At 72.8% G+C, this 12,810-nt stretch carries 11 protein-coding genes and 1 pseudogene; 2 read left to right on the top strand and 10 right to left on the bottom strand.

Translation table 11 applies throughout. The features are described from left to right. Both AB0K36_RS32155 and dacB read right to left on the bottom strand, forming a co-directional pair. Positions 1 to 86, bottom strand: a pseudogene (locus AB0K36_RS32155) (transcription antitermination factor NusB); the annotation flags it as partial. Positions 87 to 745: 659 nt separating this feature from the next. Beyond that, positions 746 to 2,344, bottom strand: a complete 1,599-nt coding sequence (gene dacB / locus AB0K36_RS32160) for a D-alanyl-D-alanine carboxypeptidase/D-alanyl-D-alanine endopeptidase (protein ID WP_364600956.1) — start codon at positions 2,342 to 2,344, stop codon at positions 746 to 748. Positions 2,345 to 2,910: 566 nt separating this feature from the next. On the opposite strand from dacB, the gene AB0K36_RS32165 reads away from it, so the two are divergent. Continuing rightward, positions 2,911 to 3,588 carry a M23 family metallopeptidase gene (locus AB0K36_RS32165; RefSeq protein ID WP_364600958.1) on the top strand — a complete coding sequence of 226 codons (678 nt, stop codon included), beginning with the start codon at positions 2,911 to 2,913 and terminating at the stop codon, positions 3,586 to 3,588. A 98-nt stretch (positions 3,589 to 3,686) separates the two neighbouring features. Here AB0K36_RS32165 and cseC read toward each other — a convergent pair whose 3' ends face one another. From cseC to AB0K36_RS32195, 6 genes are all read right to left on the bottom strand, one after another. Continuing rightward, a complete protein-coding gene (gene cseC, locus AB0K36_RS32170) occupies positions 3,687 to 5,063 on the bottom strand; it encodes a two-component system sensor histidine kinase CseC (RefSeq protein ID WP_364600960.1) in 1,377 nt (458 codons plus the stop codon). A gap of 51 nt (positions 5,064 to 5,114) precedes the next feature. Then, complete coding sequence (gene cseB, locus AB0K36_RS32175; protein WP_364600962.1) at positions 5,115 to 5,819, bottom strand: two-component system response regulator CseB; 705 nt, start codon at positions 5,817 to 5,819, stop codon at positions 5,115 to 5,117. Between the two features lie 20 nt (positions 5,820 to 5,839). After that, a complete protein-coding gene (locus tag AB0K36_RS32180) occupies positions 5,840 to 6,505 on the bottom strand; it encodes a hypothetical protein (RefSeq protein WP_364600964.1) in 666 nt (221 codons plus the stop codon). After that, on the bottom strand, positions 6,493 to 7,065 hold the full coding sequence (locus AB0K36_RS32185) for a SigE family RNA polymerase sigma factor (protein WP_364600966.1): 573 nt from the start codon (positions 7,063 to 7,065) through the stop codon (positions 6,493 to 6,495). Before AB0K36_RS32185 ends, AB0K36_RS32180 begins: the two co-directional genes overlap by 13 nt. 201 nt (positions 7,066 to 7,266) lie before the next feature. Beyond that, positions 7,267 to 8,181 (bottom strand): HhH-GPD family protein, encoded by a 915-nt coding sequence (locus AB0K36_RS32190; protein WP_364600968.1) that lies wholly within the window; start codon positions 8,179 to 8,181, stop codon positions 7,267 to 7,269. 203 nt (positions 8,182 to 8,384) lie between these two features. Next, positions 8,385 to 9,038, bottom strand: a complete 654-nt coding sequence (locus AB0K36_RS32195; RefSeq protein ID WP_364600970.1) for a phosphatase PAP2 family protein — start codon at positions 9,036 to 9,038, stop codon at positions 8,385 to 8,387. A 175-nt stretch (positions 9,039 to 9,213) separates the two neighbouring features. Between AB0K36_RS32195 and AB0K36_RS32200 the strand changes: the two genes are divergently transcribed. Further along, positions 9,214 to 10,059, top strand: a complete 846-nt coding sequence (locus AB0K36_RS32200) for a hypothetical protein (RefSeq protein ID WP_364600972.1) — start codon at positions 9,214 to 9,216, stop codon at positions 10,057 to 10,059. 95 nt (positions 10,060 to 10,154) lie between these two features. Here the strand turns inward: AB0K36_RS32200 and disA are convergent, their stop codons facing one another. Both disA and radA read right to left on the bottom strand, forming a co-directional pair. Continuing rightward, the gene (gene disA / locus AB0K36_RS32205; protein WP_005314096.1) at positions 10,155 to 11,279 is read right to left on the bottom strand and encodes a DNA integrity scanning diadenylate cyclase DisA; all 1,125 of its coding nucleotides are present in this window, start codon (positions 11,277 to 11,279) and stop codon (positions 10,155 to 10,157) included. Between the two features lie 44 nt (positions 11,280 to 11,323). Next, entirely contained in the window at positions 11,324 to 12,766 is a 1,443-nt protein-coding gene (radA, locus tag AB0K36_RS32210) for a DNA repair protein RadA (protein WP_364600974.1), read from the bottom strand. Positions 12,767 to 12,810 lie beyond the last annotated feature (44 nt).

Here is a 12,810-nt window from a genome sequence, read left to right on the forward strand (position 1 = left end):
TCCATCGTGTACTCGGCGACCGGCGGCTGCCGCTCGTTGGTACGGGCGTGCCGGACCCAGTCCGCGAGGACCGTGTGCACGGTCGCCCGCGCTGCCGTCGGGGCCCGGTGGTCCGGGACACGCCAGCGCGCTGCCGCCTGCGGCCTATCGGCTAGGCCGTCCGCCGTCGTCGGCGGGCCCTGATGGACCGGCCCCGCCGCTGCCGCCGGGCCCCGGGGACAGCCCGTTGCCGCCGCCGGCGGGACCTGGCGAAAGATCCGCCCGCTGTCGCCGCGCTGCCGCCGGGGCTCCGGTAGGTCCGGCGGGACAAGGCCCGTCCGCTGCCACCTTGGGCCTAGCGGACCAAGCCAGTCCGCTGCCGTGGACGGGCCCTGGTGGACCGGACGCCCGCTATTACCGGTGGCCGTCCGCGATCCGCCCAGCCGCGGGCGGGCCCTGCGGACGGCCCGTTGCCGCCGTCGGCGGGCCCTGGCGGACAGATCCGCCCGTTGTCGCCCGCGCTGTCGGCGGGGCTCCGGTGGGTCCGGCGGACAGGCCGGCCCGCTGTCGCCCGCGGCCTGGTTGAACCAAGCCAGCCCGCTGCCGCCCACGAGCCTGGCTGACCGGACCCGCCAGCTGATACCGGCTGCCGCTGGGATCCGCCCGCTGACACCGGGGCGGGGCCGGCGGACAGGCCCGTCCGCTGCCGTGGACGGGCCCCTGGTGGACCGGGCCCGCACGCTGTCGTCGGCGGGCCCGGACAGGGTCAGCAGGCGGCGGGCTTGTGCCAGGAGCATTCCAGCGAGGCGTCGGGCTCCGCGGTGCGGGCGCGCGGGGGCGACGCGGGCGTGATCGTGCCCGCCGCGGTGTCCGAGGAGGCCAGGGTGACGACGACCGCGTCCTCGATGCTCTTCACCGAGGAGGCGAGGTAGTTGTTGAGGACGACGCTGTAGACGAGCTCGCGCCCCGCCGCGTCGGTGACGTATCCCGACAGCGCGGAGGCTCCCGTCAGCGAACCGGTCTTGCCGCGGGCGTTGAGCGCCGCCGGGGTGCCGCACATGCGGGAACGCAGCGTGCCGCCCACGGCGCGGTCGGGGGCGCAGGCCACCGGCAGGGACGCGTACCAGTCGGCGAACCAGGGGGCGTCGCGGACGGAGAGCAGCAGGGCCGCCAGCTCCGCCGCCGGGAACATGTTCATCCGGGAGAGTCCGGAGCCGTCCGCCTGGCGGAGTGTGGAGGTCCTGACGCCCTCCTTCTCCAGCTGGGCGGCGATCGCGGCGAGGCCCGCGTCCCAGGTGCCCTGTCCCGACGTCCGGTGCCCCATTTCCTTGGTCAGCGCCTCCGCGTGCATGTTGTTGGAGAGCTTCATGAACGGGTGCATCAGTTCGCTGAGCGGCATGGAGCGGTGCGAGGCGAGGGTGCGCGCGCCGGCGGGGGTGGGCCGGCCCAGGCGGGGCGTGCCCGAGATCCGTACGCCGTGCTCGGCGAGAGCGTCGGCGAACACGGCGGCCGCGTAGCCGGTCGGTTCCCAGACGGCGATCCATTCCTTGGCCGCTGCCGCGCCGACCGGGACGTCACCGCTGATCCTGAGCGTGTTCGTGCCGTGGTCGCGGGAGACGGCCAGGGTGTCCGGCCGGCCCGTCCCGACCGTGGTGGCGCTGACGTCGAGGCGTACGTAGTCGGTGGGCGGGGTCAGCTTCACGCGCGGGCGCTCGCCCGGCCGGGCGCCCGGAGCGACCTCGATGACGACGGTGCCGGCGTCGTAGTCGGTGTCGGGCGCGAGGGTGAGCGCCGAGATCTGTGCGGAGTAGTAGGCGGATTCGTCGTCGGCTGCCCAGGACCGGCCCAGGCGCTGGTCGTCGAAGCGGGTGTCGTCGGCGACGAGGCGTCCGGTGACGCGCTTGATGCCGGACGCCGCGACGTCCGCCGCGAGGCGTCGGTAGTCGGCCGCGAGCAGGGTGGGATCGCCGCTTCCGCGCAGATACAGGTCGCCGGTGAGAGTGCTGCCCTCCCGACGTCCGGTGGTCAGCACGTCGGTGCTGAAGCGGTGGTCCGGGCCGAGCACGGCCATGGCGGCGGCGGAGGTGGCGAGCTTGGTGTTGGAGGCGGGCATCAGGCGGTCGCCGCTGTCGCGCTGGTAGAGACGTTCGCCGGTGGCGGCGTCGGCGACCACGACGCTCACTGCCCCGCCGTCCGTCCGCGGGTCCCTGAGGACCTTGTCGAGGGCGCCCTTGAGGCCGGTGTCGGAGGGGCCGGCCCCGGCCGGCGAGCTCCAGGTGAGTGTGCAGGCGAGGCCGGCGGCGAGCGGCCAGATCCATGCGCGGCGCAGCGCGCGGTGACGGATACGAACCACGGGTCTACTCATGGCACAGGAGGATCCCGGAAGCGGATCCTTCCGGGAAGGACGCGCGGCGGGCCTTCCGGGCGGTGAAAAGGGCCGAATTCTGTGGCCCCGGTCACCGCCCGGTCCCTTTTCCGGTGTGGTCCGGAGCACTTTCCGGCGGCTGCCGTGCGTGGCCTGGCTCACGATTCCGGACCCCCGGAAGGGGCCCCTCCGTGACAAGGCGCACAGGCGTTTTGGGTACTACTAGGTGGATTAGTGATCGGAATATCCGTTTTGCCCCTCACGGGGGGGCCGACCCGTCCAGGGCATGCGGCCCCCTCGTCCACAGGCCGGGCCGGAGGGGCCCCGTCCCGCGGCCCCGTGGCCAGGACATGCGGTTAAACCGGTCGGTCCCGGGCATAAGAGGGCCCGTTTTCGGGCGGTGCGGCGCGGCTCGGGCGGGCGTCAAGAGCCGTATTTCCGCGGATGCCGCTACGACGCGATGTCGTAGTTGGGGGGTTTGAGGCGACTTGGGAGCACGGGTTACCAATGTGGAGCCAGCCCGGTGCGAACGCGTCGGGTCCATTCATGCCCGGAGGTTCTCCCGTATGTCGAAGCGCACCATGATCCACCAGCTCCGCCCGTCCGTGCTCCGTACCCGTGGTGCTGTCGTGGCCGCCGGAATGGGTGCCGTGATGGTCGTCGGAGCCGGTGCGGGTGTCGCCTCCGCCGACGCGGGCAAGGCGGGCAAGCCGGCCGTCGTGGACGCCGCCGCTGCCGTCGCCGCCCAGGCCGACGCCCAGGCGAGCGCCGCGAAGGCGAAGGCCGCCAAGAAGACCGCCAAGAAGAAGCCCGCCAAGAAGGCGCCCGCGTGGGTCAAGCCGGTCAGCAAGTACACGCTGACCGCGAGCTTCGCGCAGGGTGGCGCCATGTGGTCCGCCAAGCACTCCGGCCAGGACTTCGCTGTGCCGATCGGCACGCAGGTCAAGGCGGCCGGCGCCGGTACCGTCGTCAAGGCGGGCCCGAACGGCGGCGGCGACGGCCCCGCCTACGGCAACGCCATCGTGATCAAGCACAACAACGGCAAGTACTCGCAGTACGCCCACCTGTCGAAGATCAACGTGAACGTGGGCGCGAAGGTGAAGACCGGCCAGAACATAGCCAAGTCCGGCAACACCGGTAACTCGTCCGGCCCGCACCTGCACTTCGAGATCCGCACGACGCCGAACTACGGCTCGGCGCTCAACCCGATGTCGTTCCTGCGCTCCGCCGGCGTCAACCTGTGACGCACGCCTGAGCCCGACCCGTCGCGCAGCGCCGGGTGATCGGAAGGCCCCGCCCGTATCCGGGCGGGGCCTTCGTGCGCCCTGCGTCCGGCAGGGGCTCAGCCGCGGCGCTTCAGCCGGGGCCGCTTCAGCCCCTTCGGCCGCTTCGGCTCCCGGTCCTCCGCCGGTGTCAGCACCGGGAAGCTCCCGGTGTTCGTCGGCGCGTGCTCGGGCAGCCAGAGCACGGCGATCGCCCCGCCGGAGGCCCCCAGCGGCGTCGCGCCCTCCGGCGCGGCGTTGCGGAACGTCAGCCTCGCCCCGAGCACCCGGGCCTGACCGGCCGCGATCGTGAGGCCCAGGCCGTGCCCCGTACCGGCACGGTCGCTGGCGCCCGTACGGAACCGGCTCGGTCCCTCCCGCAGCACCGACTCAGGGAAACCGGGTCCGTGGTCCCGTACCCGCACCACCCGGCCCTCGACGGTGACCTCGATCGGGCCCTTGCCGTACTTGGCCGCGTTGGTGAGCAGATTGCCCAGGATGCGCTCGAGGCGGCGGGGGTCGGTGCTCACCCAGGAGTTGTGCACCACCCGGACCTCCGCCTCGGGATGGAACACGGAGACCCTGCGCCCGACGAACTCGCCGAGCTGGATCTCCTGGAGCTCGGCCCGCTCGGAGGCGCTGTCGAGCCTGGCCACCTCCAGCACGTCCTCCACCAGCGTCCGCATGGCCTGCGCCCGGTCCCGTACCAGCTCGGTCGGGCGCCCGGGCGGCAGCAGCTCGGCCGCCGTGAGCAGCCCCGTGACCGGTGTGCGCAGCTCGTGCGCGATGTCCGCGGTGACCCGGCGCTCCGCCTCGATCCGCTCGTTGAGGGCGTCGGTGAGCGCGTCGACGGCCCGCGCCAGGTCGTCGGTCTCGTCGCGCACGACGCCGCCGATCGCGTCCCGTACCCGGACCTCGTGGTTGCCCTGGGCGACATGGCCGGCCGCGGCGGCCGCCTTGCGCAGCCGGCGCGAGAGCTGCCCGCCGATCAGGACGCCCAGCGCGGAACCGCCCAGGACGACCGAGACGGAACCGATGATCAGTGCCCGGTCCAGGTCCTGCATGATCTCGGCGCTGCGCCCGGCGAACTCGGTGTGAAGGGAGAGCACGTCACCGCCCGCCAAGGGCACGGCGGCCCAGATCTCCGGCGTCCCGTCGTGGCCCTCGTCGATGTACGAGCCGCGCCGCTTCTCCCGCATCAGCCGCTGGAGCGCGTCCGGCAGCGCCGGATCGTTGATCTTGCTGTTGAAACGCGGGTCCTTGTTCTTGGACGTCTCGTACCAGCGCTGCGCCAGCAGGACCCGGTCCATCTGGACGTCGCGGGCGTTGTCGAGCATGGAGACCCGGGCGGCGTTGTGCACGACCAGGCTGAGCGCCATGGCGATCAGCGCGCCGACCGCCGCGATCGCGATGCTGATCTTCCAGCGGACGCCGGTGCGCAGGACGAGACGCCTCATGCGGTGGGACTCTCCTCGGCGAAAAGTGCTTCGGCCCTCATACGGCGAGCCTCATGCCTTGAGCTTGTAGCCGAAGCCGCGGACCGTCTCGATCCGGTCCTGGCCGATCTTGGTGCGCAGCCGCTGGACATGGACGTCCACGACCCGGGTGTCGCCGCCCCAGCCGTAGTCCCAGACCCGGTCCAGCAGCTTGTCGCGCGAGAGCACGGTGCCCGGGGCGGACGAGAACTCCAGCAGCAGCCGCATCTCGGTCGGCGTCAGTGACACCGGCTCGCCGGCCCTGCGCACCTCCATGCCGTCGGTGTCGACCTCGAGGTCGCCGAAGGTCAGCGCGCCGCCCTGCTCCTGCCGTCCGGCGGGGCCGCCGTCGCCCGCCGGGCCGCTCGCATGACCGAAGCGCCGCAGCACGGCACGGATGCGGGCGACGAGCACCGCGCCGTCGAAGGGTTTGGTGACGTAGTCGTCCGCACCGGCCTCCAGGCCGAGCACCACGTCGATCGAATCGGCACGGGCAGAAAGCATGATCACGGGGACCGTCGACTCGTCGCGGATGCGCCGGCACAGGCTCACCCCGTCGAGCCCGGGCACCATCACGTCCAGCAGCGCGATGTCGGGCCTGTCCGCCCGGAACGCCTCGAGGCCGAGCAGCCCGTCGGGCACAGCGGTGACCGCGAAGCCGTCGCGCTCCAGGGCGAGCTGCGTGGCCTCGCGGATGACATCGTCGTCCTCGACGAACAGGACATGGGTCTCGGCCATCCGGCGCTCTCTCAGTTCTCTCAGTTGCCGCTCGGCGCGGGTGCCTCGGAGGCGACCACCTCGCCCTCGCCGACCGCCCTGCTGAATTCGTTGCGCACCCAGAACTCCCGGGTGAACTTGCCCGCCGACCAGCGGTACGTGCTCACTTCCTCGCCGGACGGCTCCGCCACCGGGTCGTCCTTGGCGTACACCTGCTTCGTCACCACGAGATCACCCCGGTCGACCGCCGCGTAGACAGCGGGCTCCTCGACGGAGAACACGTTCTCGTAGGTCTTTCCGGTCTCCCGGTACACATAGGTGCCCATGCCGACCGCGTCACCGCAGGTCAGCACGTTGACGATGACGTCGGGCGTGTCATTTCCGGTGAGTACCGCGTACGAGGTGTCGACGGGGTACAAGTCCTTCGCGCACGGCCGCAGATCCGCCTTGACCCGAGGGCTCACCTTCGGGTCCGCCATCAGCAGCTTGACCGCGTCCACCGACTCCGTGAAATGGCCCGCGTCACCGGCGGACGGCACCGGGGCGGCCCTGCTCGCGGCCTCCGAGGGCGCCGCGCCCTCGTCCTCCACACCCGTGCCCCCGGTGGAACAGCCGGCCGCGAACAGCGCCGCGGCGACGAGCCCGGCCGTCGCCGTACCGCTCGCCGCCAGGGCCCTGCTGCTGCCTCTGTCTCTCAGGCCGCGCACCGCTCCCGCTCCCGTCCGTCACGCCGATCGGCACGCCGCGACTCGTACCGCTCCAGGGTGCGGGCGTCCAGCTCCCGTGCCTCGAGCTCCTGGCGGAGCCGGGCGAGCGCCCGGTGCAGCGTGCTCTTCACCGTACCGGCCGACATTCCGAGCGCGGCGGCGGTCTCCTCTGTGCTCATCTGCTCCCAGTGCCGCAGCACCACGACGCTGCGCTGCTTGGGCGCCAGCACCTTGAGCACGTCCATCAGCAGGGCGCGGTCCGCGCGCTGCTCGCTGCCGTCCTCGACGCTGGCGTCGGGCAGCTGCTCGGTGGGGACCTCCTCGAGCTTGCGGGCCCGCCACCACTCGGTGCGCGTATTGATCATCACGCGGCGAAGGTACGCGTCGGCGAGCGACTTGTCCGCGATTCCGTCCCACCGGCCGTAGGTGCGCACGAGCGCGGTCTGGAGGAGGTCCTGTGCGTCGACCGGGTCGGGGACGAGGCGGCGGGCGCTGCGCAGCAGCGCCTCCTGCCTGGTGCGTACGTACTCCTCGAATTCGAGCACCTCGCCGTGCGCCATTCCAACCGCCTCCGTCCCCGTGACCAAGCTCTGCGTGCTTGCCGTGCTTGTGTTTCTCCTGCGTCACAAGAAGCTACGGAGGCGTTGTCACGGCACTGTGCGGAGCAGCCGTCGGAGGGCGCACGGCCATCCATCGGTTGTGTAACAGCGGATGTTTCAGGTGTGGGGTGAGTGGGGTAAGAGGCTGGGCTCTGTGCCCGCTCAGGTCAGCGGGAGGCGGTAATGACCGTTCTCCAGCGGCTCGACCAGTCCGTCGGCGACCAGCCCGTCCAGGGCGCGGCCCCGCTGCATCGGCTCGTGCCAGACCGCGTCCAGCGCCGACTGCGGCACCGGTGTCACGGCCTCGCGCAGCACCGCGAGCAGCTTGCCGCGGACCTGCCGGTCCGTGCCGGCGTACGTCTGGCCGCGGCGCGCGGGCCCCACGTGCGCCGGCTTGCCGGCCAGCCGCCAGGCACACTGCTCCGCGATCGGGCAGCGCGAGCAGTCCTCGTTCCTGGCGGTGCACACCAGCGCGCCCAGCTCCATCGAGGCCGCCGCCCAGCGGGCCGCGGTCCGCTCGTCCTCCGGGAGCAGCATGCGGGCCAGCTTGCGCTCGGCCGCCGTCGTCGCGTTCGGCGGGTACTGGATGCCGGTCGCGGCGCGCGCGAACACCCGCCGGACGTTGGTGTCCAGGACGGCGTGCCGCTGCCCGTACGCGAAGGAGGCCACGGCCGCCGCCGTGTACTCGCCGATCCCCGGCAGCGCGAGCAGCTGCGCGTGCTCGGTCGGGACCTCGCCGCCGTGCCGCTCCGTTATCGCCTGCGCCGCACCGTGCAGGCGCAGGGCCCGCCTGGGGTAGCCGAGCCGGCCCCAGGCACGGACGGCTTCACCGGGGGCCTCCTTGGCCAGGTCGGCGGGGCGCGGCCAGCGGGCCAGCCACTGCTCGTACACGGCCAGGACCCGGTTCACCGGGGTCTGCTGCAGCATGAACTCGCTCACCATCACGCCCCATGCGCCTGCCTCGGGGCGACGCCAGGGCAGGTCACGGGCGTGCTGGTCGAACCAGGCGATGACGGGGGTGTGGAGCGAGGCGGGGTCGACGGCTTCGGGCGTCTGGGTTTCGTGAGTGACAGTCATGGCACACCGATCCTGGCACGTCCGCCGGTGTGCACGCCGCATACACGGGCTCCGGCAAGCCCACGGGGCGTGTCCGCCGGAGGTCGCGAGGACGGGGGCCGGCGGTCCGGGTGTGCCGCCGCGGCGCCCGGGCCGCCGGCCGGCCACGGTCCTCCCCTCCGGGGGAGGGCCGCTCCCCCGGAGGCATGGAGTCCCCGAAAGTGTCAGGCGCGGGGCTCGTACGCCTGCGGCTCGGGCGCCGGCGCCGGTGCCCGGCCGGGGCCGGTGAACCAGACCACCAGCGGTGTACGGCTCATCCGCATGGTGCCCAGCAGCGCCGCCGCCGCACGGGCAAGGACCAGCATGAACACCGTCGCGACGAGCGCGCCGGCCACGAGCCCCACCAGCACGTCGTGCGGGTAGTGCACACCCACGAAGACCCGGGAGAACGCCATCAGCAGGGCCATCGGCACCGTGAGCAGTGCGATCCGCGGCCACGCGAGGGCCAGGGCGACGGCCGCCGCGCCCGCGATCGCCGCGTGGTTGCTGGGGAAGGACCAGTCGCCGGTCGGCGGGCAGGGCACCAGTGCCGCCGCCGCGTCCGCGACCGAGCGGCACGGACGCTCCTCGTCCACGACCGACTTCAGGGACTCGCTGACGACGTAGCCGGCGGCCGTCGCGAGCGGTGCGAGCACCGCGAGGGCGACGGCCCGGTCGTCGCCGGCCCGCGACCGCCACCAGGCCACGACGAACAGCACCCCGAAGAGCAACAGCCCCGCCTCCGTCCAGAGTTCGGCGAGGTGCTGCACCCAGGAAGGAGTCGTGTGGGCGAAGTCGATGATGTCCCGGTAGAGATCGCGGGTGATGCTGCTGTCCATGGTCAGGGACCGTACCTTCCCGGCGGCGACGGTCACCCGGGGCCATCGGTCAGGGCCACCCCCGACGAAAGTAACGACCTTGCGGGGCAGGGTCCGTGATGATGATCGGCAGAGTTCGGAAGTATGGCGGCGGGTACGGCGGGAGTTGGGCCGGATCTCTCGTAGAGTTTGGGCCGTGGGATCTCTGCGCAATCCGATCGGGCCGCTCCCCTCCTCCATCTACTGGCGACGGAGGGCAGTCGCGGCGTCGCTGGTCGCGCTCATCGCCGTCCTGATCGTCTGGGCGGTCGGTTCCGCGGGAGAGGGCGGCGGCGGCGACGACGGCAAGGGCGCCGGGGGGACGTCTCCCGCTCCCTCGATCACGCCCGGGCCCGGCCAGTCGGGTCCCGCGATCAGTGAACAGCCGGGCGGGCGTGACGAGTCGGACGCCGGCGCGGACAACGGCGGGAGCACTTCCGGTGGTTCGGGCGGCTCCAGTGGCACCGGTGCCTCCTCGGGCGGTGCTTCCGGCGGAGCGACGAACGGCACGACCGGCGGCTCGGCCGACAGCGGCACGGGCGGCGGCGCCGGTACGGCCGGCGGGGGCTCGGCCGGCCGCCCCGTACCGGCGGGCTCGACGCTCCCCGACTGCGCCCCGGGAGCACTGAAGTTGACGCTGCGGAGCGCGAAGGTCGCCTACGAGCCGGGGGAGAACCCGTCGTTCCGGCTCGTCGTCTCCAACTCCTCCGCGACGACGTGCAAGGCCGACTTCGGCCCGAAGGCGGCCGTGTTCACCGTCACCGACGCCGAGGACGAATCCGTGTGGTCCACCAAGGACTGCCCGCGCCCGGCCGGGAGCCGGCTGCTCCAGGTCCCGGCGAACTCCACGATCACCCACACCGTGGAGTGGGACCGCAAGCGGAGCGCTCCGCAGTGCGCGACCCCGCCGGCGGGCGCCGTAGGACCGGGCACCTACCTGGTGGAGGCGACGTTCCCGGGCGCGACGGTGCTGCCGGCCTCGTTCCGTCTCGACAAGGTCTGAGCCGCCGGCTGCCCGCCGGGGGCAGGCCGGGGAGCCGGGCACGACGGCGCCCGGGGGGCGTACCGCCGTCCCGGCCCCCGGTCGGGGCGAAGACCCTAGACGTACCGCTCGAGGATCGAGGACTCCGCGAGCCGCGACAGGCCCTCCCGGACGCTGCGGGCCCGCGCCTCGCCGACGCCGTCCACCGCCTGGAGGTCGTCCACGCTCGCCGCGAGCAGCTTCTGGAGCCCGCCGAAGTGCTCGACGAGCCGCTCGATGATCGCGCCCGGCAGCCGCGGAACCTTCGCCAGCAGCCGGTAACCGCGCGGCGAGACCGCCGAGTCGAGCGTCTCCGGCGAACCGCTGTAGCCGAGGGCCCTGGCCACGGTGGGCAGTTCGAGCAGTTCGCCGTGGCTGAGCGCGTCCAGCTCCGCGAGTGCCTCCTCGACGGTGCGCGAGCGCTTCGCCGTCGGCTCCGGTACGTAGTCCCGCACGACCAGTTCGCGCTCCGGCTCGACGCCGGCGATCAACTCGTCGAGCTGCAGGGCCAGCAGACGGCCGTCGGTGCCCAGCTCGACCACGTACTCCGCGATCTCGGTCGCGATCCGGCGCACCATCTCCAGACGCTGCGCGACCGCGGTGACGTCGCGGACGGTGACCAGGTCCTCGATCTCGAGGGCCGACAGAGTGCCCGCGACCTCGTCGAGGCGGAGCTTGTAGCGCTCGAGGGTGGCCAGCGCCTGGTTGGCGCGGGACAGGATCGCCGCCGACTCCTCGAGGACCCGGCGCTCCCCGTCCACGTACAGCGCGATCAGGCGCATCGACTGCGACACGGACACGACCGGGAAGCCGCACTGACGTGAGACCCGGTCCGCGGTGCGGTGCCGGGTGCCCGTCTCCTCCGTGGGGATCGAGGCGTCGGGGACCAGCTGAACACCGGCCCGGTGGATCTTGGAGATGTCCTTGTCGAGGATGAGCGCGCCGTCCAGCTTGCACAGCTCGCGCAACCTGGTGGCGGTGAATTCCACGTCCAGCACGAAACCGCCGGTGCACATCGACTCGACGGTCTTGTCCATGCCGAGAACGATCAGGCCTCCGGTGTTGCCCCGGAGGATGCGCTCCAGTCCGTCGCGCAGGGCGGTGCCCGGTGCGACGGCGCTCAGGGCGGCGCGGATCAGCGCTTCGTTGCCGGAGCCTCCGCCGGACTTTCCGGGTGCTGATGCCCCGTCCTTGGCTGCCACTGCACTCCTCCGGCTCGTACGGGTGGGCGAGACCAGGGCAAAGTCTACCGGCGAGCTTCCGCCTCCCGTGGGGCCTCCGCCCGCTCTCTGCGCGAGCCGCCGCCGGAGGACCCCTGACGGCCTCTCGGCAGCACCCTCAGGGCGTCACCCATGTCGGCGACTTCGGTGACCTTCATACCGGGTGGGACCTTCCCCGGATCGGACGGGACCAGGGCGTGGGTGAAGCCCAGGCGGTGGGCCTCCGCCAGTCTGCGCTGGACGCCCGTGACCCTCCTCACCTCGCCCGCGAGGCCGACCTCGCCGATCGCGACCAGGTTCTTCGGCAGGGGGACGTCGCTGGCCGCCGAGGCCAGGGCGAGCGCGATCGCCAGGTCCGCGGCCGGCTCCGAGAGCTTCACCCCGCCGACCGTGGCGCTGTAGATGTCGCGCTTGCCGAGGGCGGTGATCCGGCCGCGCTGCTCGAGCACGGCCAGCATCATCGACACGCGGGAGGTCTCCAGACCGGACGTGGTGCGCCGGGGGGAGGGGATCTGGGAGTCGACGGTGAGGGCCTGCACCTCGGCGACCAGGGGACGGCGGCCCTCCAGGGTCACCGTCAGGCAGGTGCCGGGGACCGGCTCGGCGCGGCGGGTCAGGAACAGTCCGGACGGGTCCGCGAGACCGGTGATGCCCTCGTCGTGCAGTTCGAAGCAGCCGACCTCGTCGGTCGCCCCGTAGCGGTTCTTCACGCCTCTGACCAGGCGCAGCCGGGCATGCCGGTCGCCCTCGAAGGAGAGCACCACGTCCACCAGGTGCTCGAGCAGCCGGGGACCGGCGATGGCGCCGTCCTTGGTGACGTGGCCGACGAGCAGCGTCGACATGCCGCGCTCCTTGGAGGCGCGGATGAGAGCGCCCGCGACCTCCCTGACCTGGGCCATGCCGCCCGGCGCCCCCTCGATCTCGGGGGACGCCACGGTCTGCACCGAGTCCAGGACCAGCAGCGAGGGCTTGACCGCGTCCAGGTGACCGAGCACGGCCGAGAGGTCGGTCTCCGCGGCGAGGTAGAGGTGGTCGTGCAGCGCCTTGATCCGGTCGGCGCGCAGCCGCACCTGACTCGCGGACTCCTCGCCGGTCACGTAGAGCGTGCGGTGCTCGTCGCTCGCCGCCTTCGCCGCGACGTCGAGCAGCAGCGTCGACTTGCCGACGCCGGGCTCACCCGCGAGGAGCACGACGGCGCCGGGCACCAGGCCCCCGCCGAGCACCCGGTCGAGCTCGTCCACCCCGGTGGAGCGGGCGGTCGCCTGCCGGCCGTCGACCTGGCCGATGGGCAGGGCGGCGGTGGACACACGGCCGGCGGCGGTGGTGCGGACGGCGGGTGCGCCGTACTCCTCGACCGTGCCCCACGCCTGGCATTCGGGGCAGCGGCCGAGCCACTTGACGGTCGTCCAGCCGCAGTCGGTGCAGCGGTAGGACGGCCGGTCCTTCGCGGATTTCGTACGGGCAGCCATGCGCAAACCGTAACCGGGACCACCGACAGCGCAGCGACTCGACC

It is taken from the genome of Streptomyces kurssanovii (assembly GCF_040677245.1).
GTDB lineage: Bacteria > Actinomycetota > Actinomycetes > Streptomycetales > Streptomycetaceae > Streptomyces > Streptomyces kurssanovii.

Bases quoted from the DNA above. Each gene is read 5' to 3' on its own strand.
- dacB (WP_364600956.1), bottom strand. From the start codon at position 2,344: ATGAGTAGACCCGTGGTTCGTATCCGTCACCGCGCGCTGCGCCGCGCA.
- AB0K36_RS32165 (WP_364600958.1), top strand. From the start codon at position 2,911: ATGTCGAAGCGCACCATGATCCACCAGCTCCGCCCGTCCGTGCTCCGT.
- cseC (WP_364600960.1), bottom strand. From the start codon at position 5,063: ATGAGGCGTCTCGTCCTGCGCACCGGCGTCCGCTGGAAGATCAGCATC.
- cseB (WP_364600962.1), bottom strand. From the start codon at position 5,819: ATGGCCGAGACCCATGTCCTGTTCGTCGAGGACGACGATGTCATCCGC.
- AB0K36_RS32185 (WP_364600966.1), bottom strand. From the start codon at position 7,065: ATGGCGCACGGCGAGGTGCTCGAATTCGAGGAGTACGTACGCACCAGG.
- AB0K36_RS32190 (WP_364600968.1), bottom strand. From the start codon at position 8,181: ATGACTGTCACTCACGAAACCCAGACGCCCGAAGCCGTCGACCCCGCC.
- AB0K36_RS32195 (WP_364600970.1), bottom strand. From the start codon at position 9,038: ATGGACAGCAGCATCACCCGCGATCTCTACCGGGACATCATCGACTTC.
- radA (WP_364600974.1), bottom strand. From the start codon at position 12,766: ATGGCTGCCCGTACGAAATCCGCGAAGGACCGGCCGTCCTACCGCTGC.